This is a genomic window from Pantoea sp. Cy-639 (assembly GCF_011752525.1).
In the GTDB taxonomy this organism is placed as follows: Bacteria; Pseudomonadota; Gammaproteobacteria; order Pseudomonadales; family Pseudomonadaceae; genus Aquipseudomonas.
The window spans coordinates 228,760-250,815 of sequence record NZ_VWXI01000007.1; the positions used below are offsets into that span (position 1 = coordinate 228,760).

At 64.3% G+C, this 22,056-nt stretch carries 18 protein-coding genes; 11 read left to right on the forward strand and 7 right to left on the reverse strand.

The genetic code is table 11. The features are described from left to right. The first annotated feature begins 13 nt into the window (after positions 1–13). The 10 genes from F3J43_RS11635 to F3J43_RS11680 all read left to right on the forward strand — a co-directional run bounded on the left by F3J43_RS11635 (position 14) and on the right by F3J43_RS11680 (position 8,676). A complete protein-coding gene (locus F3J43_RS11635; protein ID WP_166885960.1) occupies positions 14–232 on the forward strand; it encodes a hypothetical protein in 219 nt (72 codons plus the stop codon). A 106-nt stretch (positions 233–338) separates the two neighbouring features. Next, complete coding sequence (locus tag F3J43_RS11640) at positions 339–668, forward strand: MliC family protein (RefSeq protein ID WP_166885962.1); 330 nt, start codon at positions 339–341, stop codon at positions 666–668. Positions 669–768: 100 nt separating this feature from the next. Then, the gene (fba, locus tag F3J43_RS11645; protein ID WP_011536013.1) at positions 769–1,833 is read left to right on the forward strand and encodes a class II fructose-bisphosphate aldolase; all 1,065 of its coding nucleotides are present in this window, start codon (positions 769–771) and stop codon (positions 1,831–1,833) included. Positions 1,834–2,065: 232 nt separating this feature from the next. Further along, positions 2,066–4,183, forward strand: a complete 2,118-nt coding sequence (locus F3J43_RS11650; protein WP_166885964.1) for a putative bifunctional diguanylate cyclase/phosphodiesterase — start codon at positions 2,066–2,068, stop codon at positions 4,181–4,183. A gap of 39 nt (positions 4,184–4,222) precedes the next feature. Beyond that, complete coding sequence (locus tag F3J43_RS11655) at positions 4,223–4,723, forward strand: M48 metallopeptidase family protein (protein WP_166885967.1); 501 nt, start codon at positions 4,223–4,225, stop codon at positions 4,721–4,723. Positions 4,724–4,735: 12 nt separating this feature from the next. After that, a complete protein-coding gene (locus F3J43_RS11660; protein WP_286184498.1) occupies positions 4,736–5,038 on the forward strand; it encodes a winged helix-turn-helix domain-containing protein in 303 nt (100 codons plus the stop codon). Positions 5,039–5,121: 83 nt separating this feature from the next. Next, positions 5,122–5,757: a helix-turn-helix transcriptional regulator gene (locus tag F3J43_RS11665; protein WP_205297792.1), complete on the forward strand. Its 636-nt coding sequence runs from the start codon at positions 5,122–5,124 to the stop codon at positions 5,755–5,757. Positions 5,758–5,890: 133 nt separating this feature from the next. Further along, positions 5,891–6,847: a threonine/serine dehydratase gene (locus F3J43_RS11670; RefSeq protein WP_205297804.1), complete on the forward strand. Its 957-nt coding sequence runs from the start codon at positions 5,891–5,893 to the stop codon at positions 6,845–6,847. Then, complete coding sequence (locus F3J43_RS11675) at positions 6,844–7,791, forward strand: ornithine cyclodeaminase family protein (protein ID WP_166885973.1); 948 nt, start codon at positions 6,844–6,846, stop codon at positions 7,789–7,791. The genes F3J43_RS11670 and F3J43_RS11675 overlap by 4 nt, the downstream gene beginning before the upstream one ends. Positions 7,792–7,938: 147 nt before the next feature. Continuing rightward, complete coding sequence (locus tag F3J43_RS11680) at positions 7,939–8,676, forward strand: substrate-binding periplasmic protein (RefSeq protein ID WP_166885976.1); 738 nt, start codon at positions 7,939–7,941, stop codon at positions 8,674–8,676. Between the two features lie 20 nt (positions 8,677–8,696). Here F3J43_RS11680 and yccS read toward each other — a convergent pair whose 3' ends face one another. The 6 genes from yccS to F3J43_RS11710 form a co-directional block, all read right to left on the reverse strand. After that, positions 8,697–10,880, reverse strand: a complete 2,184-nt coding sequence (gene yccS, locus F3J43_RS11685) for a YccS family putative transporter (protein WP_166885978.1) — start codon at positions 10,878–10,880, stop codon at positions 8,697–8,699. A 174-nt stretch (positions 10,881–11,054) separates the two neighbouring features. Next, positions 11,055–12,236, reverse strand: a complete 1,182-nt coding sequence (locus F3J43_RS11690; protein ID WP_166885980.1) for a BaiN/RdsA family NAD(P)/FAD-dependent oxidoreductase — start codon at positions 12,234–12,236, stop codon at positions 11,055–11,057. A 476-nt stretch (positions 12,237–12,712) separates the two neighbouring features. Next, positions 12,713–14,098, reverse strand: coding sequence for an ATP-dependent RNA helicase DbpA (gene dbpA / locus F3J43_RS11695; protein WP_166885982.1), 1,386 nt, complete (start codon positions 14,096–14,098; stop codon positions 12,713–12,715). Positions 14,099–14,162: 64 nt separating this feature from the next. After that, positions 14,163–15,590, reverse strand: coding sequence for a multidrug transporter subunit MdtD (gene mdtD, locus F3J43_RS11700; RefSeq protein ID WP_166885984.1), 1,428 nt, complete (start codon positions 15,588–15,590; stop codon positions 14,163–14,165). Positions 15,591–15,674: 84 nt separating this feature from the next. Further along, positions 15,675–17,003, reverse strand: a complete 1,329-nt coding sequence (locus tag F3J43_RS11705; RefSeq protein WP_166885985.1) for a TldD/PmbA family protein — start codon at positions 17,001–17,003, stop codon at positions 15,675–15,677. Then, entirely contained in the window at positions 17,003–18,445 is a 1,443-nt protein-coding gene (locus F3J43_RS11710; RefSeq protein WP_166885987.1) for a TldD/PmbA family protein, read from the reverse strand. The genes F3J43_RS11705 and F3J43_RS11710 overlap by 1 nt, the downstream gene beginning before the upstream one ends. Before the next feature lie 272 nt (positions 18,446–18,717). Here F3J43_RS11710 and F3J43_RS11715 point away from each other — a divergent pair, with 272 nt between their 5' ends. Beyond that, positions 18,718–19,431, forward strand: coding sequence for a hypothetical protein (locus F3J43_RS11715; protein ID WP_166885989.1), 714 nt, complete (start codon positions 18,718–18,720; stop codon positions 19,429–19,431). A gap of 560 nt (positions 19,432–19,991) precedes the next feature. Here the strand turns inward: F3J43_RS11715 and F3J43_RS11720 are convergent. Further along, positions 19,992–21,788, reverse strand: coding sequence for an acyl-CoA dehydrogenase (locus F3J43_RS11720; RefSeq protein WP_166885991.1), 1,797 nt, complete (start codon positions 21,786–21,788; stop codon positions 19,992–19,994). Positions 21,789–22,056: the final 268 nt, after the last annotated feature.

Sequence of the window (22,056 nt, forward strand, 5' to 3'; positions counted from 1 at the left end):
AGGGAGCGACCTGATGGTCAAGCAATTGCCTGTGATGATCGTGGCCGTGCTGCTGGGCGCCTGCTCCAGCGGCAAGGGCACCGACGCCGACCCGGCGCAGCCGCCCAAGGGTGGCTGCTACCAGTCGCAGTGGCAGGCTGAGACGGTACCGGTGATCAACAAGCGCCTGGGTCCGGATGGCCTGGAAAAATACGACGACGAGCACCAGCGCAAGGCGCCAGGCTGCCCTTGATCGGGTGCCGGGCAACCTGAGCGGGGTTTCGTGGTCCTGGACATTGGGCCTGCTGTTGCGGCCCCATCGCGGAGCCGATGCAGCAGGCTCGCTACGAGGATGTGTAATGAAAGCGCTTCTGGCCGCACTGGCCCTGGTGACCCTGGCGGGCTGCTCGCTGCTGCAGCCTGCCCAACCCGCCCCGGCGGACCACTGGACCCGCTGGGTCTGCGACAGCCAGGCCGAAGTGCTGTGGCGCTTCGCCGACGCGAAACAGGACACGGTCGACCTGCGCCTCGGCGGCGGCGACCAGGTCTACCGGCTCAAGTCCGAGCCGGGCGCCTCTGGCGCGCTGTACAGCGACGGCATGCTGGCCTTCCACACCAAGGGTGAGGAAGGCCTGGTGTACTGGGTGGCGACCAACGATCTGATTGGGCGGGGCTGCAAGGCACCGTGACTGGCCGGGCCACGCAGGTGGCCCACACTACTTGAACAGCAACCGCCCCTGCGGCAGGCTTGCATGAAACAAACGACGCTTGTCGGGAGAGAGATACACCATGGCACTCATTAGCATGCGCCAGATGCTGGACCACGCCGCCGAGTTCGGTTACGGCGTGCCGGCTTTCAACGTCAACAACCTCGAGCAGATGCGCGCCATCATGGAAGCCGCCGACAAGACCGACTCTCCGGTCATCGTCCAGGCTTCCGCCGGTGCCCGCAAGTACGCCGGTGCCCCGTTCCTGCGCCACCTGATCCTGGCGGCCATCGAAGAGTTCCCGCACATCCCGGTGTGCATGCACCAGGACCACGGCACCAGCCCTGATGTGTGCCAGCGCTCGATCCAGCTGGGCTTCAGCTCGGTGATGATGGACGGTTCGCTGGGCGAAGACGGCAAGACCCCGACCGAATACGAGTACAACGTTCGCGTGACCCAGCAGACTGTCGCCATGGCGCACGCTTGCGGCGTTTCGGTAGAGGGCGAGCTGGGTTGCCTGGGTTCGCTGGAAACCGGCATGGCCGGTGAAGAGGATGGCATCGGCGCCGAAGGCGTGCTGGACCACAGCCAGATGCTGACCGACCCGGAAGAAGCCGCCGACTTCGTCAAGAAGACTCAGGTGGACGCCCTGGCCATCGCCATCGGCACCAGCCACGGCGCCTACAAGTTCACCAAGCCACCAACCGGTGACGTGCTGGCGATCGACCGCATCAAGGAAATCCACAAGCGCATCCCCAACACCCACCTGGTGATGCACGGCTCGTCCTCGGTGCCGCAAGAGTGGCTGGCGATCATCAACCAGTACGGTGGCGACATCAAAGAGACCTACGGCGTACCGGTCGAAGAAATCGTCGAAGGTATCAAGTACGGTGTACGCAAGGTCAACATCGACACCGACCTGCGCCTGGCTTCCACCGGCGCCATGCGTCGCCTGATGGCACAGAACCCGAGCGAGTTCGACCCGCGCAAGTTCTTCGGTGAAACCGTCAAGGCCATGCGTGACGTGTGCATCGCCCGCTACGAAGCCTTCGGCACCGCCGGCAATGCCTCGAAGATCAAGCCGATCTCCCTGGAAGGCATGTTCCAGCGCTACGCCAAGGGCGAACTGGCAGCCAAGATCAACTGATCCGCTAGTGTTCGTTCCACGAAAAAACCCGCTGATGCGGGTTTTTTTGTGCCATCTGATCCGCTGTCGGGTCGCGATGAGGCCGGCTGGCGCAGGTGCTTATACCGTTAGTCGGCTAACCTCATCTCCGATGGCTTATAGCCATCGGTTCGCATTGCGTCTTGGGGTGTCGAGTCTAGAGTAAAGATCGGATCCAATTGCGGATTGCAGTCGGTCTCACATGAGAAGCAGCATGGATGGCGCTTATTCACATAGTCCGGAAAACAGCTCGGTCCTGCTGGTCGTAGATGATTATCCGGAAAACCTGATCAGCATGCGGGCCTTGCTGTCCCGCCAGGATTGGCAGGTTCTGACCGCCAGTTCCGGCATGGAGGCTCTCAGCGCCTTGCTCGAACATGAAGTCGACCTGGTCCTGCTCGATGTGCAGATGCCCGAGATGGACGGCTTCGAAGTGGCCCGCCTGATGCGCGGCAGCCAGCGCACGCGACTCACGCCGATCATCTTCCTAACCGCCAATGAACAGTCCGACGCCGCCGTGCTCAAGGGCTATGCCAGTGGTGCGGTGGACTACCTGTTCAAGCCCTTCGATCCGCAGATTCTCAAACCCAAGGTCCAGGTTTTGCTCGAACAGCAGCGCAACCGGCGCATGCTGCAACGCCTGACCCGTGAGCTGGAGGCGGCGCGTGCCTTCAACGCCTCGATCCTCGAGAACGCCGCCGAAGGCATCCTGGTGGTGGACGAGGCAGGCACCATCAGCTTCGCCAATCCGGCCATCTCGCGGTTGCTCGACACACCGGTGGTGCAACTGCAGGGCGCCCATGTCCTGGACCTGATCCAGCTGCCGTGCGCCAGCCTGTGGCGCGAATCGGATTTCTACCAGGCTTACCTCGGGCGTGAGATCTTCCGCGTCCATGATGCCCAGTTGCGCACGCCCAGTGGCCAGCTGGTGCCTGTGGCGTTGTCCTGCGCACCGTTGCCGGCCGAACAGAAGGCCATGGTGGTGACGGTGCTGGACATGTCGGTGGTGCGCAACCTGCACCAGCAACTGGAATACCAGGCGGTGACCGATCCGCTGACCGGGCTGCTCAATCGCCGTGGCTTCTATCAGGCCGCCGAGAGCGCGCTGCTGCGCAACGAACGCTCGGCCAAGGCCAAGGCCCTGATGTACATGGACCTGGACGGTTTCAAGCGGATCAACGACCTGCTCGGGCATGAGGCCGGCGACCAGGTGCTGCGCTGGGTCGCCGAGCAACTCAAGGACTGCCTGGGTAGCGCAGCCCTGCTGGCGCGCATGGGGGGCGACGAATTCACCGCGTTGTTCGATGGGCTGCCTTATCCGGAGCAGGCCGGGCGCTACGCCGAGAAAGTCCTGGAGCGGATGTCCGGCCTGCAACAGCTGGACGGTGTGGAGGTGAGTCTGGGCGTGAGCATCGGCATCGCTACCTATCCGGACTGCGGCGCCAACGTCGAGGGCCTGTTGCGCGCGGCGGACGCGGCTATGTATGCGGCCAAGCAAGCAGGTCGCCAGCAATACCGTTTCTACGACCAGGAGCTCAATGGCAGGGCGCGTTCGCGGCTGATGCTCGAAGACAGCGTGCGCGAAGCCATCGAGCAGAACGACTTCAGCCTGGTCTATCAGCCCCAGGTGGCCTTCGCCGATGGCCGACTGCGTGGCTTCGAGGCTTTGCTGCGCTGGAAGCATCCAAGTGTCGGCGACGTGCCGCCAGGGTTGTTCATTCCCTTGCTGGAGGAGGCGCGGCTGATCAACCGCCTGGCCAGCTGGATCTACCGCAAGGGCGCGACCCAGCGCCGCGAGTGGGAAGGACGCTTCGGCGCGCAACTGGTGCTGGGCGTCAGCCTCAGTCGTGCGCAGTTCGCCATGCCCGGGCTGGCCGACGAGCTGGGGCGGGTGATCGAGGAGTGCGGGCTGCGTCCGGAGCAACTGGAGGTGGAAGTCGCAGAGACTTCGCTGATGTACAACATCGACGCAGCGGTCAAGCAGGTGCATCGTCTGCGCGAGCTGGGCATCCGCGTGGCGCTGGATGATTTCGGCGCGGGCGACTGTTCGCTGCGCATGTTGCGCGACCTGCCCATCGATACCCTCAAGCTCGACCGGCACCTGGTGGCGCGCCTGCCGGGCTCGGCGACGGACATCGCCCTGGTGAGCAGTGTCATCGCCCTGTGCGCAGCCTACGACATCACGGTGATTGCCGAAGGCGTGGAGACTCAGGAGCAGGCCGACTGGTTGAGGAATGCAGGCTGTGCTTTCGTCCAGGGCTTCCTGGTCGCCCGGCCGTTGACCGCCGCGGATGCAGGTGTCTTCCCAGCGGTTTTCCCCTGGGGGCCGTGATTGGCTACACTCGCGGTTTGTTCAGCCGATCCGCCCGTCATGACCGCACTGCGCTACCTGCAAGCCTACCCGCCCCACCTGCAAGAACAGGTGCGCCAGATGATCGCCAGCGATCGCCTGGGTGACTACCTGCGCCAGCGCTACCCGCAGCAGCATGACGTGCAGAACGACAAGGCGTTGTACGGTTATGCCCAAGAGCTCAAGCAGCGATACCTGCGCAGCGCGCCCCCCCTGGACAAGGTGTTGTTCGACAACCGCCTCGACCTCACCCATCGGGCGCTGGGACTGAACACCGCGGTGTCGCGGGTGCAGGGCGGCAAGCTCAAGGCCAAGAAGGAAATCCGCATCGCCTCGCTGTTCAAGGAGGCGGCGCCGCAGTTCCTGCGCATGATCGTGGTACACGAGTTGGCGCACCTGAAGGAGCGCGACCACAACAAGGCGTTCTACCAGCTCTGCCAGCACATGGAGCCGGACTATCATCAACTGGAATTCGACCTGCGCGTCTACCTGACCTATCGGGAGCTGCCGGGCAACACCTGAAGGACACGCCCCATGACCATGGAAGTGAGCAAGACCCGCAGCAGTTTCTACCGCCGCCTGTACGTCGCCTGGCTGATCGACAGCCAGACCGCCACCAGCGTCCCGGCCCTGATGGAGGCCACCGGCATGCCCCGGCGCACGGCCCAGGACACCATCACCGCGCTGGCCGACCTGGACATCGTCTGCGAGTTCGAGCAGCAGGCCGGCGCGCGCAACCACGCCGGGCACTACCGGATCCGCGATTGGGGGGCGATCGACAAGCAGTGGATCATCCGGCACCTGCGACAGATCCGCGAGGTGCTCGGTTATCCCTGAGTGCGGACCGGCCAGGGGCAAGGAGTCGCTTCCTGATGGCGGGTGCATTAGCATCAGCCTCCTCTGATGTCGGAATCTGCCTCATGCCCACCCCGCCCGCCAGCGCCGCCCCTCGTTTCAGCAACTACGCCAGTTTGGCCGACGGTGTCGCCGCGCTGCTGTTTCCCCATGCCGAGGTGGTGGTTCACGACTTGCACACGCAGACCGTGGTGCATATCGCCAACAACATTTCCAAGCGCAAGCTGGGTGACGATTCGGCGCTGGAAGACCTGCCCGACGACCTTGATTCGGGCTCGCGGCTGGGGCCTTACGAGAAGCTCAACTGGAACGGACAGAAGATCCGCTCCATCAGCAGCGTCATGCGTGACGAGCACGGCAGGCCGGAGGCACTGGTGTGCATCAACCTCAACGTGTCGGTGCTCGAACAGGCCAAGGAGGCGCTGGAGCTGTTCTTCCAGGCCAGTCGTCTGTTGCCGCAACCGGAGGCGCTGTTTCGCGACGACTGGCAGGAACGGATCAACACCTTCCTGCATGCCTGGCTGGCCGAGCGGGGGCTGAGCCTCAATCGCCTGGACCGCGAGCACAAGCGCGCGCTGGTGGAGGCACTGCATGGCGAGGGCGCTTTCCGCGGCAAGAGCGCCTATGACTACGTGGCCAATGTCCTGGGGATGGGGCGGGCCACGGTCTACAAGTACGTGAAGCTCGTGCGCGAGCATTGATCGGTCTGGCAGCGGGCTTGTTATCTGTGGAATAAAAATCTACGGTGGAATTATGTTCTGCCAATGGGTACGCTTGCCCTGCTTTTTCCACGACTGACGAGAGGCGTTGCAGATGATGGCCGATGACACACTCCTGGATGAACTGTTCCTGTCGATCGAAGCGGCGCATGCCGCCCTGCGTCCCCAGGTGCTGGTTACCCCGCTGACGTACAGCAACGCGCTCTCGGCCAGCACGGGCTGCCAGGTGTTGCTCAAGTGCGAGCACCTGCAGCACACCGGTTCATTCAAGTTCCGTGGCGCCAGCAACAAGCTGCGTCTCCTGTCGCCTGCCGATCGGCGCCACGGCGTGATCACGGCGTCCTCCGGCAACCATGGGCAGGCCCTGGCCCTGGCCGGACGTACACTCGACGTGCCGGTCACGGTGTACACCAGTCGCGATGCCTCGGCCTACAAGCGCCAGGCCATCAGTGCCTTCGGCGCAGACCTGCGCTGCCTGGACGCCGATCCGCTGAGCGTCGAGCTGGAGGCCGCCCGGCAGGCCAAGGTCGAGGGCAAGGCATTCGTCTCGCCCTATAACGACCTGGAAGTGATCGCCGGGCAGGGCACCATCGGCATGGAGCTGTTCGAGCAGGCGCCGGACCTGGATGCAGTGTTCGTCGCGGTCGGTGGCGGCGGTATGATCGCCGGTATTGGCGCGGCGCTACGGCGCCTGGCCCCAGCGGCCCGGATCATCGGCTGCTGGCCGGCCAACGCGCCGAGCATGCAGCGCGCGCTGGAGGCTGGCGAAATCATCGACGTGGAAGAGACGCAGACGCTATCCGATGGCACTGCAGGTGGCCTCGAGCCGGGCAGTATCACCTTCCCGCTGTGCCAGCGCCTGCTGCACGACACGGTGCTGGTCAGCGAAGACCAGATCAAGGCCGCCATGCGCGATATCGCCGCCAGCGAGCGCTGGATCATCGAGGGGGCGGCAGCCGTGGCCGTTGCAGGCATGCGCAAGCTGGCCAGCGAGTACCAGGGCAAGAAGGTGGCCGTGGTGTTGTGCGGGCGCAACATCGTCCTGGAGAAGTTCCTCGGGGCGCTGGCATGAAGCGCTATGAACTCGATGCGATCAAGGCAAGCCTCGATCTCGACCTGGTCGAACGCATGCTGGTGGAAGGATTCAAGGCCTATTCCGCTGGCCAGGTCCAGGTGCCTCCCGTGCAGACTTTCCAGTTCCCCCGGGCCAACGGCGACTGCTGCATCAAGTCGGCCTACCTGGAGGGCAGCGAGGTGTTCGTGGTCAAGCTCTCCAGTGGTTTCTACGACAATCCGGGGCGGGGGCTGCCCAGCAATGACGGCCTGATGCTGGTGCTGAGTGCCACCACCGGGCAGCCATTGGCCTTGCTCTCGGACCGTGGCTGGCTGACCAGTGTGCGTACGGCCCTGGCGGGACGTATCGTCGCGCGCCAGCTGGCGCCGCGCGAGGTGCGGGCGATCGGGATCGTGGGCACCGGTTCGCAGGCGCGTCTTCAGCTCGAATACCTGATGCCGGTCACGGATTGTCGTGAGGTACTGGTGTGGGGGCGTGGCGAGGCCCAGCGGGAAGACTACCGTACCTTCGCCGAGGGGCTTGGGTTCCGGGTACGTACGGTTGCCGACCCGCGCGCGGTGGCGCAGGAGGCGAACCTGATCGTCACGGCCACGCCTTCGCGTGAGCCGTTGCTGCGCAGCGAATGGGTACGCCCGGGGACACATATCACGGCGGTCGGGGCGGACTGCGCCGGCAAGCAGGAACTGGAGCCGGCACTGGTGGCCCGTGCGGACCGCATCATCGTCGACTCAGTGAGCCAGTGCAGCGCGTATGGCGAGGTCTGCCATGCCCTCGGCGCCGGGCTGCTCGAGCCGAGCCGGCTGCAGGCGCTGGGGGCGTTGCTGGCCGGGCAGGGCGAAGCACGGGGCGACGAGGATGAAATCACCCTGGCGGACCTGACCGGCGTGGCAGTGCAGGACGCCCAGATTGGCTATTGCGCCTACATGGCCTTGCGTCAGTGAAGCGGCTTGCCCGGCCTGGAGCAAAATAGGGGCGATTTGACATTATTGTCGTCTGCCACGGCTCGCTGTCTTGTGTAGGCTGTCGGTTCTGTAGTAGTGAAGATACCCATCACCGGCATGGGTTCCCAACTGCAAAAGGACTTGGGCATGCGGCCACTGCTGTGCGTTCTCGGATTGCTGGGCGTGTTGTGCGCGCTGCCCGCCGTGGGCCATGAAAAGCTGCGGCTGGTGGCTGACAATTGGCCGCCGTTCACCGACACCCAGATGGCGGGCGGCGGCTTGGCGACCAGCATCGTCACCACGGCGCTGAGCCGTGCCGGCTACCAGGTCGAGTTCGAAGAGGTGCCCTGGGCCCGGGCGCTGATGGGCATCGGCGAGGGGCGCTACGACGTGCTGATCAATGCCTGGTACAACGATGAGCGCAAGCGTGTCGGCCAATTCTCCGGGCCCTACCTGGTCAACCGCATCCGTCTGCTCAAGCGCGAGGGCGAGGCATTCGCCTATGTGCGCCAGTCCGACTTGTATCCCTACAGCATCGCCGTAGTACGCGACTATGCCTATTCACCGGCGTTCGACAGCGACGAGCGCCTGAACAAGGTGCCGGTGCGCAACTTTTCCTCGGCGGTACGCATGCTGGCGGCCGGACGGGTCAACCTGACGGTGGAGGACGAGTACGTGGCCCGCTACAACCTGCAGCGTGAGCCGCAGCAGGTGCGCGAGGGCGTGGCCTTCGTCGATCCGCCGCTGGGGGAGAACAGCCTGCACATTCTGGTGAGCCTCAAGCATCCACAGCACCAGAAGATCGTCGCCCGCTTCGAAAAGGCCATCGCCGCGATGAAAGCCGATGGCAGTTACGCCCGCCTGCTGCATCAGCATGGGTTCTGATCGCGGGGGCGGCCCTGGGCTCAGGTGGGCTGGCCTTCCTTGATCAGATGCCCTGCCAGTGTCCGCAGCGGTCCCAACTGCCGGCAGATCAACGCCAGTTGCGTCTGCACCAGGCGTTGATGTTCGTCCAGTTCCTCGGGCATCTGCTCCAGCGCATTGGCCAGCGCTTCCTCGGCATCGCTGTGGATCGCCACCGGTAGCCGCGCCGCGAGCCCGTTGGCGATCTCGTCCAGGCTCGTTGCCAGGGTCTTGCCCGCACCATCGATCAACTGCTCGTGGACCTCGGCCGGCAGCGCGGTATCGCGGTGCGCGCCCAGCCCCGACAGGTAGCTGAGCAAGGTGTGCGACAGCACCAGGAAGCGGAAGCCGACATCGGCCTCCTTACGGAAATGCCCCGGCTCCATCAGCATGTTGGCCAGGGTGGTCGACAGCGCCGCATCGGCATTGTGGGCATTGCGCCGGGCCAGGCGGTAGGCGAGGTCATCGCGCTTGCCATGGGCGTATTGCTGCATGATCTGGCGCAGGTACTCGCTGGCGCAGGCCAGGGTATTGGCCAGCACCTTGTTCAGCCGTCGCCCCTGCCAGTCGGGCAGGAACAGGAACACCGCGAGAATGGCGATCAGGCTGCCGACCAGGGTGTCGAACAGGCGCGGCAGGAACAACCCGTAGCCATCGCCGATCTGGTTGAAGCAGAACAGCACCATCAGGGTGATTGCCGCCGTGGCCAGGGTGTAGCGGGTGGTACGGTTGACGAAGAACACCACCCCGGCCACCACCGCGAACGCCGATTGCACCAGCGGGTTGGGGAACAGGTCGAACAGTGCCCAGCCCACGGTCAGGCCGATGGCGGTGCCGAAGATCCGCTGCACCAGCTTGCGACGGGTCGCGCCGTAGTTGGGCTGGCAGACGAACAGGGTGGTGAGGATGATCCAGTAGCCTTGGGTCGGGTGGATCAGGTGCACCATGCCGTAGCCTACCGACAGCGCCAGCGACAGGCGCAGGGCGTGACGGAACAGCAGCGAGGTCGGTGTCAGCTGGGTGCGCAGGCGCTTCCACACATCCTTGAGGTTGCGCGGCGAGCGGTCGAGCAGGCTGCTGTCGCTGGCATCGGCCAGGCTGTCGGGATTGCTCGCCGCGCTGAGCAGGCGGTCCAGCGTGGACAGGTTGGCGGCCAGGGCGCGCAGCGAGCGCAAGAGACTACGCCAGGCCGGGTTGTTCTGGGTACGCAGATGCTCCAGCGAGGCGTTGAGGTCCTCCAGGGCCTCGGGGTAGCCGCTGGCCAGCACGAACGGCTGGCGCAGGCGGATCGAACGCGCCAACTCCTGGCAGGACGAGCCCTGTTTGCGCAGCAGGCGCTGGCAGCGGAACATCACGTCGCTGTGGAAGAACGTCTCGGTCAGGGCGTTGTATGGATAATGCGAGGCGCTGACCCGTTCGTGGATGTCCTGGGCCAGGAAGTACAGCTTGAGGTAACGGCTGACCTTGGAGTTGGGCTGGCTGTTGCCGACCCGGTGCAGGATGATTTCCTTGGCGGCGTTGAGCGCGGCCACCACCTTGCCGTTTTGCCGGGCCAGTTCCAGGCGCGTGGCCTCGACGTCGAGGGTGCGCACCGGCTCGAACAGGCTGGCCTTGAGCTTGAGGTAGCTGCCCAGCTCGAAGAACAGCTTGGCCAGGCTCTGCTGCACCGGCTGGTTGGAGAACAGCGCCTGCCATAGCACCGACAGCAGCCCGTACCAGGCCGCGCCGGCCACCAGCAGCAGGGGTTCGTGCCAGAAGTCGCTGACCTGGCCACCGCGCTGGTCGACGCCGATCATGGTGTACACCGAGAGGATCAGCGTGGCCGAGGCTATCGCCCCGTAGCGTTCGCCCAGGGCGCCGAGCATGGTCAGGCCGAAGGCTGCCAGGGCCAGGGCGGCGGCGAATAGCCAAGGATAGGGGAACAGCAGCTCCACCGACAGCGCGGCGATGGCAAAGCACACCAGGGTCACGGCCAGGGCGCTGAGGCGGCCCTGCCAGCCGTCGTCGGTCTCGGCCAGGGCGCTGGCGATGATGCCGAGGAACAGGGGGATCAGCAGGCTCATCTCGTTCTGGTACCAGCACCAGGCCATGCTGCCGGTCAGGGCGATGGTCACGCGAATGGCGTAGCTGAACTTGTCTTGGCCCCACAAGCGACGCAATGAATGGCGGAACGAGCTCGATGACATGATGGCCTGCTGGGCGGTTTGCGGACTAGAACCTTGAGGGCCTCATCGCGGGGCAAGCCCGTTCCCACGAGACACAGCAGGTCTTTGTGGGAGCGGGCTTGCCCCGCGATGGTTTTGCACTCTTCACAGCACAGACCAGCAAGAAGCGTTCCGTGCTGCTGAATGGATTCTACTCTACACGAACTGTGCCGCTGCGTTGGCCGATGCCCAGGCCCACTGGAAGTTGAAACCGCCCAGGTGCCCGCTGACGTCCAGCACCTCGCCGATGAAGTACAGCCCGGGGCTTTTCAGCGATTCCATGGTCTTGGACGACACCTCGCGGGTATCCACGCCGCCCAGGGTCACCTCGGCGGTGCGGTAGCCCTCGGTGCCGGCGGGCACCACCTGCCAGGCCGACAGCTGTCCGGCGATCTGGGTCAATTCTGCCGGTGTGTACTGTTTCAGGGGTTTCGAAACGAACCACTGCTCGGCCAGCAGGTTGGCCAGCTTGCGGGTGAACACCTCGCTCAGCACGGTCTTCAGCTCGCTGTTGGGGCGTTCGACCTGCTGGCCCTGCAGCCACTCCAGTGCGTCGCGATCGGGCAGCAGGTTGATCTCGACGGTGTCGCCGGCTTCCCAGAACGACGAGATCTGCAGGATCGCCGGGCCGCTGAGGCCGCGGTGGGTGAACAGCAGGTTTTCGCGAAAACTCGTGCCGTTGCAGCTGGCGACGCAATCCAGTGAGGTGCCGGACAGCTCGGTGCACAGTGCCTTGAGCTGGGGCTCGGTGATGGTGAACGGCACCAGGCCGGCGCGTGTCGGCAGCAGGGCGTGGCCGAACTGGCGAGCCACCTGGTAGCCGAAGCCGGTGGCGCCCAGGGTCGGAATCGACAAGCCGCCGGTGGCGATCACCAGCGACTGGCAGGCGAACGGGCCGGCGCTGGTTTGCAGCGCATAGCCACCTTCGGTCTTGTCGATCTGTTCGATGCTGGTGTTCATGCGCAGTTCGGCGCCGGCCTGGTCGCACTCGGCCAGGAGCATGTCGAGGATGTCGCTGGACTTGTTGTCGCAGAACAGCTGGCCGAGCTTTTTCTCGTGATAGGGCACGCCGTGCTTGCATACCAGTTCGATGAAGTCCCACTGGGTGTAGCGGGCCAGCGCCGACTTGCAGAAGTGCGGGTTATGCGACAGGAAGTTGGCGGGCTCGGTGTACATATTGGTGAAGTTGCAGCGCCCGCCGCCGGACATGAGGATCTTCTTGCCCGGCTTGTTGGCGTGGTCGAGCACCAGCACCCGGCGTCCGCGCTGGGCGCTGAGCAGGGCACACATCAGACCGGCGGCGCCGGCGCCGAGGATGATCACGTCGGTGGAGTACACAGGATTGCCTCTTGAAAAGTAGGGCCGCTGCGCGCCCCATCGCAGGCTGTCGCCAGCTCCCACTGGGACATGCAGTCCACTATGGAAGGCTGTCGCCAGCTCCCACTGGGACATGCAGTCCACTGTGGGAGGCTGCTGCCAGCTCCCACTGGGACATGCAGTCCACTGTGGAAGGCTGCTGTCAGCTCCCACTGGGACATGCAGTCCACTGTGGAAGGCTGCTGCCAGCTCCCACTGGGACATGCAGTCCACTGTGGAAGGCTGCTGTCAGCTCCCACTGGGACATGCAGTCCACTGTGGAAGGCTGCTGCCAGCTCCCACTGGGACATGCAATCCACTGTGGAAGGCTGCTGCCAGCTCCCACTGGGACATGCAATCCACTGTGGAAGGCTGCTGCCAGCTCCCACTGTGAAATGCAACCCACTGTGGGAGCTGGCGACAGCCTGCGATGGGCTGCAAAGCAGCCCCAAATGGCTTCAGATAATACGGACTTTCAGGGCACGGCCCTTGATCTTGCCGCTGTTCAGGCGCTGCATGGCCTGTTTGGCCACCGCCCGCTCCACGGCCACGAACGCCACGAAGTCGAAGATGGCGATCTTGCCCACCTGCTTGCCCGGCAGCCCGGCATCGCCGGTCAGTGCACCGAGGATGTCGCCCGGGCGCAGCTTGTCCTTGCGTCCGGCGCCGATGCACAGGGTCGTCATCGCCGGCAGCAGTGGCTCACCGCCCTTGCTCTTGAGACTGTCCAGCTGTTCCCAGCGCAGTGGCTTCTTTTGCAGCTCCTCGATGGCCTGGGCACGATGGCCCTCGGCCGGGGCCACCAGGCTGATCGCCACGCCCTTCTCGCCGGCACGGCCGGTGCGGCCGACGCGGTGCACGTGGATCTCGGCATCACGCGCCAGCTCGACGTTGATCACCAGGTCCAGGCCATCGATGTCCAGGCCGCGGGCGGCCACGTCGGTAGCCACCAGCACCGAGCTGCTGCGGTTGGCGAACATCGTCAGCACCTGGTCGCGGTCGCGCTGCTCCAGATCGCCGTGCAGGGCCTGGGCGACGATGCCCTTGGCGGTCAGGTGGGTGACCAGGTCCTCGCATTGCTGCTTGGTGAAGCAGAAGGCCACGCAGGACTGCGGGCGATAGTGGCCAAGCACGCGGGTCACGGCCTCCAGGCGCTGCTGCGGGTCGATCTCGATGAAGCGCTGTTCGATCTGGTTGTCGCTGTGCAGCGCCTCGACCTTGACCTGCTGCGGCTGGCGCATGAAATCCTTGGCCAGTTGCTCGATGCCGGCTGGGTAGGTGGCCGAGAACAGCAGGGTCTGGCGACGCGCCGGGGTCTTGCCGATGATGGCGGCGATGGCGTCGAAGAAACCCATATCGAGCATGCGGTCGGCTTCGTCGAGTACCAGGGTGTTCAACCCGTCGAGTACCAGGGTGCCCTTGTCCAGATGCTGCTGGATACGGCCCGGGGTGCCGACGATGATGTGCGCGCCGTGCTCCAGCGAGGCGATCTGCGGGCCCAGCGAGACGCCGCCGCAGAGCGTGAGGATCTTGATGTTGTCCTCGGCGCGGGCCAGGCGGCGCAGCTCCTTGGCGACCTGGTCGGCCAGCTCGCGGGTCGGGCACAGCACCAGCGCCTGGCAACCGAAGTAGCGTGGGTTGATCGGGTTGAGCAGGCCGATGCCGAAGGCGGCGGTCTTGCCGCTGCCGGTCTTGGCCTGGGCGATCAGGTCCTGGCCCTTGAGGATGACCGGCAGGCTCTGGGCCTGGATCGGGGTCATCGAGGCATAGCCCAGGGCGTCCAGGTTGGCCAGCATGGCGGCGGACAGCGGGAGGGTGGCGAAGGCGGTGGTTTCAACGGTCACGAGGCGGGCCTGCGGTGCGAAGCGAAAAATGCCGCACAGTCTACCAGCCTCGAGGCCATTCGCCCTACGACTCGACGTGATGTTCCGGACGACGGGCGCGCCTTCCGTCTGTCGGCGCCAGTTGCAGGAAAATCGCCGCCGCCAGCATCGCCATCACACCGATGGTGATGAATGTCAGCTGGAACGCCCCCAAGGTGCTCTCCACGCCCTCGGCGCTGCCGGCGGCGGTGAAGCCGCCGAGCAGCGCGCCGGCGCAGGCCACGCCCAGGCTCAGCGACAGTTGCGCGACCACCGACAGCAGGCTGTTGCCGCTGCTGGCACTGGCGTCGTCGAGGTCGATCAGGGTCACGGTGTTCATCGCCGTGAACTGCATCGAGTTCACCGCCCCCAGCATGGCCAGTTGCACCAGCAGCAGTGCATAAGGCGTCTGTTCATCGACCAGTCCCAGGCTGGCCAGCAGGATGCCCAGCAGCAGGGTGTTGCCGGTGAGCACGATGCGGTAGCCCAGGCGTTCGATCAACGGCCTGGCCACCGACTTGGCAAGCATTGCCGCCGCCGCCAGCGGGATCATGCTCATGCCCGCCTGAGCCGGCGAATAGCCCAGCGCCACCTGCAGCAGCAACGGCACCAGGAAGGGCAGGGCGCCGCTGCCCAGGCGGGCGAACAGGTTGCCGAGGATGCCGATGGCGAAGGTGCGCACGCGGAACAGCGACGGCGAGAACAAGGGCTCCGGGTCTCGCCCGGCACGCAGCCAGTAGGCGGCCAGGCAGGCCATGCCAGCGAACAGCAACAGCATCACCCGCAGGTGCGGCAGGTGCAGCTCGCCCAAGCCCTCCATGGCGATGGTGATCAGCACCATCGCTGCGCCGAACAGCAGGAAGCCTGGGGTATCGAAGCGGGTGCGCTCGGTGCCGCGCAGGTCGGGGATGAACTTCCACACCGCATAGCAACCGAGGGCGCCCACCGGCAGGTTGAGCAGGAAGATCCAGTGCCAGGTCAGGATCTCCACCAGCCAGCCGCCCAGCGTCGGGCCGAGCAGCGGGCCGAGCAGGCCGGGGATGGTGATGAAGCTCATGATTCGCACCAGCTCCGTGCGCGGGTAGGCGCGCAGCACCACCAGACGTCCGACCGGCAACATCAGCGCACCGCCCAGGCCTTGCACCACCCGGGCGACGATCAGCAAACCCAGGCTGTTGGCCATGGCGCACAGCAGCGAGCCGAAGCTGAACAGCAGGATGGCACTGAAGAAGATGCGCTTGGTGCCGAAACGGTCGGCGATCCAGCCCGAGGCCGGGATCAGCAAGGCCACGGTGAGCATGTAGGCGATGATCACCCCCTGCATGCGTAGCGGGTCCTCGGCCAGGGAGAGGGCCATGGCCGGCAGCGCGGTGTTGAGGATGGTGCCGTCCAGCGACTGCATGAAGAAGGCGATGGCCACTACCCAGGGGATCCAGCGGGCGGTGACGGGGTCCAGCGGGGCGCGATCGGGCATGGGAACCTCAGGCACGTAGGTATTCGAGGGAGCGGAGTTGCCCCGCGATGGCGCCATCGCGGGGCAACTCCGCTCCCACGTCTGTCACAAGGTCAGTGTCAGCCCTTTGACCAGCGCCCCGGGCAGATGACTCGAGCCGGTGCTGCGTTCGCTGTAGGTGCTGGTCGACAGGATCATCTCGCGCTCCTGGGTCAGGTCCTCCAGCTGGCTGCCCAACAGGTTGTAGAGGCTGTCGTCGAAACGCATGGTGCTCACTGGCCCCTGGATCTGGCCGTTTTCGACCCAGAAGGTGGCGAAGCGGGTCAGGCCGGTCATCCGGGCGGCCGGCAGGTCCGAGTAGTTCAGGTACCAGAGGTTGCTGATGTACAGGCCGGTGCCAAGACGCTCGAGGATCTGTCCGCTGGCCAGGTTGCCCGGCGCCAGGCTCAGGGCGCACGGTGACTCGTAGCCGTCGGCGCCATTGGCTTCGAGCGTGAACTCGACGGCGCTACGGGCGCTGACCAGCCGTTCCTGTGCCTGGCCTGCGCCGATCAGCAGCAAGTCCCGGCGGGGCGAACCTTCGTCGGAGAACGCCGGGCTCAGCGAGCCGCTGACCTGCTCGCTGAAACTCACCAGCGGGCTCAGCCGCGCGTCGCCGTTGTACAGGCGTTGCAACGGGCTGTTGCCGGTAGCCAGGGCCTGGGCCGAGAAACCGCCCCAGCCGAGCATGCCGGCGATCTCGTCCATCGCCGCTGGCGCCAGGTAGGCACGGTAGCTGCCGGGCTTGAGGGTGATGGCTGGACGACCGAGGTGCTCCAGCTGTTCACGGGCCTGGCGCAGGCGTGCGACGAAGGTGTCGGCATGCCATTGCTGGCCGGCATAGTTGGCCTTCACTGCTTCGCCATTGGCGTGGAACAGGCTCCAGTCGATGTTGAAGCTGTTGGCCTGGTGCCAGCCGAAGGCGCCGAAGGAACTGGCGAAGCCGCGGCAGACGGGGCCGGCGGCATGGATGCCGACCAGGTCCAGGTCGCCGGCCTCGCGCTCGATCAACGCCAGCACCTCGTCCAGCCCGGGGAGCGTCGGTTCCAGCAGGCTGTGGCTGTGCCAGGCGCGCTGGTCGAGGCTCAGGTACGGATCGACTGGCAGCAGCGGCAAGGTCTGGCGTAGTTGCTCAAGACCTTCTTGCAAGCGCTGGCGGTCGAGCCCCGGGTCGTCGCTCAGGGTGATGTGCTGCTCGGCCTGGCGACCTTCGCGGACCAGCCGCAACTGCACGCTGGCCTGGCTGACCAGCCCGGCCTGGCGCACCTTGGCATGGTTGAGGCGAACGAACTGCGAATGCTCGGCGCTGTAGCCGAGGGTGAACTGCTCATCCGGCGCCATGGCCTCGCGCAGGGCGCCGAGCAGGTCCTCGAAACGTTGTTGGTAAGTGCTCATCAGGCGTCGCCCCCGAATACGTCGATCTGGCGGAACACGCAGGCCGGCGAGGCATGGCCGACCCGCACCACCTGGTTGGGCTCGCCCTTGCCGCAGTTGGGCGTGCCGAGCACCTGGAAGGTGCTGCGATCACCGACTGCCGACAGGTTGCGCCAGAAATCGGCGGAGATGCCGCGGTAGTTCGGGTTCTTGACGATGCCCTTGAGCTCGCCGTGCTCGATCAGCTGGCCCCATTCGCAGCCGAACTGGAACTTGTTGCGCGCATCGTCGATGGACCAGGAGCGGTTGGTGCGCATCAGGATGCCGTGTTCGATGCCGGCGATCAGTTGCTCCAGCGACTGGTCGCCTGGCTCGATGTTGAGGTTGGCCATGCGGTCGATCGGCGCGCGGTTCCAGCTGCAGGCGCGGCTGTTGGCGACGCCGTCCAGGCCTGAGCGCAACTGGGACAGCGCACCGCCCAGCGGGCGCTGCAACAGGCCGTCGCGAATCAGGAACTGCTTGCGGGCCGGGGTGCCGTCATCGTCGAAGCTATAGCTGGCCAGCTCTTCGCCGATGGTCGGGTCGAAGGTCACGTTGAGCAACGGCGAGCCGTATTGCAGGTACCCGAAGTCGCTGACCTTGACGAAGCTGGTGCCTGCGTAGTTGCGCTCGTCACCGAGGATGCGGTCCATCTCCAGCGGATGGCCGATGGACTCGTGGATCTGCAGCATCATCTGGTCAGGCATCAGCAGCAAGTCACGGCGACCGCTCGGGGTGTTGGGCGCCAGCAGCAGTTGCAGGGCCTCGTCGGCCACGTGGCGGGCCGCGCCGACCAGGCCGCAGCGCTCGATCACCTCGATGCCGCCTTGCTGGCCGAAGTTATCGCGGCCCAGGGTGCGGCTCTGGCTGTCCTGGCCGTCGCTGGCGGTGACGCCCAGGCCGGGGTAGATGAAGCGTTGGGCGTGGCGCAGTTCGGCGCCGGCGGAGTTCAGGTAGGTCTGCTCGACCAGGCTGATGCCCAGGCTCGCCTGCCAGTCCACCAGGCGTTCGTCCCTGGGCACGCTGGCCGACTCTGCGGCCAGCAGCGCCAGGCAATCGGCGAGGTCGGGCAGGGGGTGTTCGAAATTAGGCGAGACATGATCGTGGCGTGCGCTCGGCGCGGCTTGGCCGCTGAGGTCGAGCAGGCTGTGGGCCTTGATTCGCCGGGCCAGTGCCTCGGCCTGTTCCAGGGCACGCTGCAGACCGCCTTGCGACAGGTCGGCGGTGGCCGCGTAGGCCTCGACGCCATTGACCCGTACGGTGAGCATGGCGCCCTCGTCACGGCTGAAGAACGGCGGCTCGGCGACATTGCGCCGAACCGACAAGGATGTGTGCGATTGCTTCACATGGCGAAGCGAGAACAGATCGGCCGTGCTGCGCAGCGCGTTGAAGCGCTGGCGCAACAGGGCGCTGGAATCGAACATGCAGGAACCTCCGGTGTGCGGCGGCTCCCCCTAGAACCACCCCTCTTGCATGCCCAGGCACGTGTCGTCGCGGGCCTCGAGCAAAGCGAGGTCATTATGGCAGCCCGGCACTTCCCAGGTGAGGAAATAACACGAGGCCTGGAGCTTGGCTGCATGGCCTGTGCCGCTGCATCTCGCCGATAAAGAAAAATCCTAATTATCACTAGGAGGTGGACGACAAGATTTTTGTGAGGGCTCGGAGCTTGATGGTTTTTTAACCGACAGGTGCCCACATGAAGTTTCTTATCCCTCGCCAGAAAGCCAGTGACTATCGGTCCTATGGTTTCGAAAAGCCTTTTTTTGCCGTTTCCAAGGTAGCCAACGCCTTGCTGAGGCCTTACGAACTGCCAGGCTTGCTTGACTTGATCCGCGAATGTGGTTCGTCGCCAGGAGAGTGCCTTCGTGAAAACCCAAGACTGGCGATTCTGGAAAAGGTGGAAGATGCCGACTGGTTGCTGGCATGTTCAGAGCCGTTCAGTCCATTTACTCCTGAAGACACTGCGTTTTGGCCCATGCAGCTCTCCCGTGGTGAAGGTAGGACTGAAGGAAAGGTCAAAAGGGAGTCTTCACAAGTTCCCATGTCCATGTCGCAGCGAGCAATAAATACTGGGCCTGGAAAGTGGGTGCTGAAAGATATTGATCATCCTGTGCTGTGGAATGTAGTGGCGATCGTTGCAAACAGGAGTGGCACGATCGCCAATGAAGGGAGTCTTATCTTTTCGGAGAGTAAGGACTGGGCAAATACGAGCCGCACTCTCATACATGAGTGGGTGAGGTTGGACATGAACGAGGGGCACTTTGAAGCAGGATCGGCGAGCCATCGCTATGGCGGTTTGAAGCGGACTACTCAAAAGTATGTGGAGTCAGCTGACCATTGGGCGCTAACAGGCCAATCCTGGCATTGGGTTCCGGTAACAGCCAATGTGATTTACGAGCGGGAGGAGTAAGTGGGGATGTCGCTAGTAAGGCGGTACGTTTGGTGGGGGTGGGGCGGCCTGGATGCTTTTTATCTAATAAATTACATGCTGAGAAGTCTTTGGGAAGGAAAGCTTCCCTTTTATTCAGATGCGCTCAGTGCATTGAAGATAATTGAAGATCATGGCGCATATGCAGCTGGATTCATTGCGCTGGGTTGGGTGTTTCAGCTGTCAGTGCTTGCAAGTTGTATATTGCTTTTTTGTCGGAGTCGGTGGGGGGAGTGGTTAGTGTGGTTGCAGTTGCCACTCAGACTATTACTATTTGTACCCTCGGCCTCGGTATTGTTCTCATTGATGGGCTTCCATCTTTTTGCAGGCCCGGTTGCGTTGACGCTACTCATGGCGGCTTGCGAGTTTGCGAAGGTCTGGAGCCTGTGGTTTTTCAAGGATAGGGAAACGTCAGCTGTAAGTGTTAACTGATGTCCGCAGAGTATTTCCATAGCAGGGTAATTGAAGAGGAAATTGTGGGCATTAGGCAAAGCACTGACCACGGGGAAAAATGGATGCCTCCGATCTCGCGGAGGCTCCCCTTAGAACCATTCCCCTTGCATGCCTAGGCACGTGTCGTCGCGGGCCTCGAGCAAAGCGAGGTCATTATGGCAGCCCGGTACTTCCCAGGTGAGGAAATAACGCGCGGCCTGGAGCTTGCCCTGGTAGAAGTCGGGCTCGTTGCCGTTCAGCAGCCCGATTTCGGCGTGGATCGCCTGCTCCAGCCAACGCCAGCCGATCACGCAGTGGCCGAACACCTTCAGGTACAGCGCCGAGTTGGCCAAGGCACCGGCGACCTTGCCCTGGGCCAGGTCACCGAGCAGGGCGAGGGTGACCGCTTGCAGGCGATTGACCAGTTGTTCCAGCGGCTGGCGCAGGTTGTCCAGGTTCGGGTGCTGGCTGGCGCGCTCGCAGGTGCCGGCGATCAGGCGGATCAGGTGCTTGAGCCCGGCACCGCCGTTCTGTGCCAGCTTGCGTCCGAGCAGGTCGAGGGACTGGATGCCCTCGGTGCCTTCGTGGATCGGGTTCAGGCGGTTGTCGCGGTAGTACTGCTCGACCGGGTACTCGCGGGTATAGCCATGGCTGCCGAGGATCTGGATCGCCAGTTCGTTGGCTTTCAGGCAGAACGTCGAGGGCCAGGACTTGACGATGGGGGTGAGCAGGTCGAGCAGTTCCTGGGCCTGTTGACGGGCGGCTTGGTCCTGCGCGGTGTGGGTGTCGTCGAACAGCCGGGCAGCGTACAGGCCCAGGTCGAAGGCGCCTTCCACGTAGGCTTTCTGCGCGAGCAGCATGCGCTTGACGTCGCTGTGCTCGATGATCGGCACCGCTGGGCTATGTGGGTCCTTGTTGTCCGGCAGGCGGCCTTGCGGGCGCTGGCGGGCGTACTCCAGTGAATAGAGGTAGCCGGCGTAACCGAGCATCACCGCGCCCATGCCGACGCCGATGCGTGCCTCGTTCATCATCTGGAACATGCAGGCCAGGCCCTGGTGTGGCTGGCCGACCAGGTAGCCGATGCACTGGCCGTTGTCGCCGAAGTTCAGTGCGGTGGAGGTGGTGCCACGCCAGCCCATCTTGTGGAACAGGCCGGCCAGTAGCACATCGTTGCGCGGGCCGAGGCTGCCGTCATCGTTGACCAGGCACTTGGGCACGATGAACAGCGAGATGCCCTTCACGCCGGGCGGCGCGTCCGGCAGCTTGGCGAGCACCATGTGCACGATGTTTTCCGACAGGTCGTGGTCGCCGCCGGAGATGAAGATCTTGTTGCCCTTGAGTCGGTAGCTGCCATCACCGGCCGGCTCGGCGCGGGTGCGGATATCGGCCAGCGAGGAACCGGCGTGGGGCTCGGTGAGGGCCATGGTGCCGAAGTAGCGGCCTTCGATCATGGGTTCCAGGAACAGGCGTTTCTGTTCTTCGGTGCCGAAGCTCTCGATCAGGTTGGCCGCGCCCATGGTCAGGAACGGGTAGGCCGTGGTGCCGGCGTTGGCGGCCTGGAAGTGGGCGAAACAGGCTTGCGATACCAGGCTTGGCAACTGCATGCCGCCTACGTCGAAGTCGCGGTTGGCGTTGAGGAAGCCCGCCTCCAGGAATGCATCCACGGCCGGTTTCACCTCCGGGATCAGTTCGGCACGGCCGTCCATATAGCGCGGCTCGTTTTCGTCGGCCTTGCGGTTGTGCGGGGCAAAGTATTTCTCGGCGATGGTGCGGGCGGTGGTCAGCGCGGCGTCAAAGGTCTCGCGGCTGTGCTCGGCGAAGCGCGGGCGCTGGGTCAGGGCCTCGGCGTTTAGGACTTCATAGAGTTCGAAGGCAAGGTTGCGGCTGCTGAGGAGTTGCTCGGACATGGCGGCATTCCTGGTTCAGGGTACGGCGAGTCTAGGCGGGGTAGCAGCGGGTGGGACAGGTTAATTGGTCTGGGTGATATGGGTTTAGAAGTCGCTATTGCCCTGGTGGCTACCGTACGCATAAAAAAGGAGAGCCGAAGCTTAATGCCAGTCAGTTAAGCTGACTGGCATTTTCATTTTCGGGTCGGATATTTTGCTGGTCGTTGCTTAACTACTCTCGGGAACCAACGATCAGGTCGTCGATGAGGCAAGATATACTGCGCCGCTG

What these genes read in the sequence shown, in the direction of transcription:
- mdtD (WP_166885984.1), bottom strand. Translation starts at nt 15,590, where the DNA reads ATGCCCGATCGCGCCCCGCTGGACCCCGTCACCGCCCGCTGGATCCCC.
- F3J43_RS11715 (WP_166885989.1), top strand. Translation starts at nt 18,718, where the DNA reads ATGAAGTTTCTTATCCCTCGCCAGAAAGCCAGTGACTATCGGTCCTAT.
- F3J43_RS11640 (WP_166885962.1), top strand. Translation starts at nt 339, where the DNA reads ATGAAAGCGCTTCTGGCCGCACTGGCCCTGGTGACCCTGGCGGGCTGC.
- F3J43_RS11705 (WP_166885985.1), bottom strand. Translation starts at nt 17,003, where the DNA reads ATGAGCACTTACCAACAACGTTTCGAGGACCTGCTCGGCGCCCTGCGC.
- F3J43_RS11635 (WP_166885960.1), top strand. Translation starts at nt 14, where the DNA reads ATGGTCAAGCAATTGCCTGTGATGATCGTGGCCGTGCTGCTGGGCGCC.
- F3J43_RS11655 (WP_166885967.1), top strand. Translation starts at nt 4,223, where the DNA reads ATGACCGCACTGCGCTACCTGCAAGCCTACCCGCCCCACCTGCAAGAA.
- F3J43_RS11675 (WP_166885973.1), top strand. Translation starts at nt 6,844, where the DNA reads ATGAAGCGCTATGAACTCGATGCGATCAAGGCAAGCCTCGATCTCGAC.
- F3J43_RS11680 (WP_166885976.1), top strand. Translation starts at nt 7,939, where the DNA reads ATGCGGCCACTGCTGTGCGTTCTCGGATTGCTGGGCGTGTTGTGCGCG.
- fba (WP_011536013.1), top strand. Translation starts at nt 769, where the DNA reads ATGGCACTCATTAGCATGCGCCAGATGCTGGACCACGCCGCCGAGTTC.
- F3J43_RS11665 (WP_205297792.1), top strand. Translation starts at nt 5,122, where the DNA reads ATGCCCACCCCGCCCGCCAGCGCCGCCCCTCGTTTCAGCAACTACGCC.
- F3J43_RS11710 (WP_166885987.1), bottom strand. Translation starts at nt 18,445, where the DNA reads ATGTTCGATTCCAGCGCCCTGTTGCGCCAGCGCTTCAACGCGCTGCGC.
- F3J43_RS11650 (WP_166885964.1), top strand. Translation starts at nt 2,066, where the DNA reads ATGGATGGCGCTTATTCACATAGTCCGGAAAACAGCTCGGTCCTGCTG.
- yccS (WP_166885978.1), bottom strand. Translation starts at nt 10,880, where the DNA reads ATGTCATCGAGCTCGTTCCGCCATTCATTGCGTCGCTTGTGGGGCCAA.
- F3J43_RS11720 (WP_166885991.1), bottom strand. Translation starts at nt 21,788, where the DNA reads ATGTCCGAGCAACTCCTCAGCAGCCGCAACCTTGCCTTCGAACTCTAT.
- F3J43_RS11660 (WP_286184498.1), top strand. Translation starts at nt 4,736, where the DNA reads ATGACCATGGAAGTGAGCAAGACCCGCAGCAGTTTCTACCGCCGCCTG.